Annotated in this window: 1 protein-coding gene; it reads left to right on the forward strand. The window is 26.6% G+C overall.

What is annotated here, in order from left to right; translation table 11 throughout:
• Positions 1-410 precede the first annotated feature (410 nt).
• On the forward strand, positions 411-1,019 hold the full coding sequence (locus tag KPL55_RS25745; RefSeq protein ID WP_216309589.1) for a hypothetical protein: 609 nt from the start codon (positions 411-413) through the stop codon (positions 1,017-1,019).
• Positions 1,020-1,084 lie beyond the last annotated feature (65 nt).

Consider the following 1,084-nt stretch of genomic DNA (forward strand, 5'->3'; position numbering starts at 1 on the left):
TAATAATTTGATTAGTAAAAAAGCAAATAACCAGTAGATAATTATTAGTATTATAGTTATAATTTGACTTAGGAATGCAGTTTCATAAAGCTATATTTTGACGCACTACATCCTGCATTAGAGAACATAGTTGAGTTATACAGTGAAAGTAGTAAACAAATTTTTATAACTATTGATAAAATTAACTCATACAAAGCTGATACTGCAAATTTGATTCTAACTCATAAAGTATTGCAATTATCTAAAGATAAGCTTTTATTTATAAAAAATTGGAAGCAAGAAGATAAGTAGATAATAAAGTTAAATAATTCATATTACGGATAAGGGTATTGTGAAGGGTCTAGAACTTTAGTATATTAATAACATTTTAGATACAACTACTTTTACTTAATTTAAGAGGAGATAAATAAATGGGAAAAGATAAAATATATAATGGCAAACTTTTAGCATTTATAGATATATTAGGGTTTTCAAATCAAGTTAAGATATCTGAAAATGATAATGATTATGCTAAAAGTATAAAAAAAGTATTAAGTTATTTTTTAGCATTAAAAAAAGATAATGATAATGGAGCTCTATCATTAAGGGATATGGGGAAGGAAGTAACTGTGTTTTCTGATAGTATTGTTATATCTTACCCAGTAACGCTTCAAAGTGTTCTATTCTACATGCTCATTGATATTATACATATCCAACTTGATCTACTACCTGAGAAAATACTGATAAGGGGTGGTGTAGCAATTGGTGATGTTTATCATGATGGAAATATGGTATTCGGTCCAGCAATGAATGAAGCTTATAAGTTAGAATCAGAATGTGCTAATTATCCAAGAATTATATTAACTGAGGATACTATAACTAATGCAATTATTTATAAATCGGATAATAATACTATAGAACAAGAATTGGAATATGTTATGGATTTGGTTCGGAAAGATAAGGATGGGTTTTATTACATTGACTTTTTAAAGCAATATTGTAGTGCGTCAAAATATAGCTTTATGAAACTGCATTCCTAAGTCAAATTATAACTATAATACTAATTATTATCTAGTGGTTATTTGCTTTTTTACTAAGCAGATTA

The sequence above is a fragment of the Clostridium lacusfryxellense genome, assembly GCF_018861735.1.
Classification (GTDB): domain Bacteria; phylum Bacillota; class Clostridia; order Clostridiales; family Clostridiaceae; genus Clostridium_AD; species Clostridium_AD lacusfryxellense.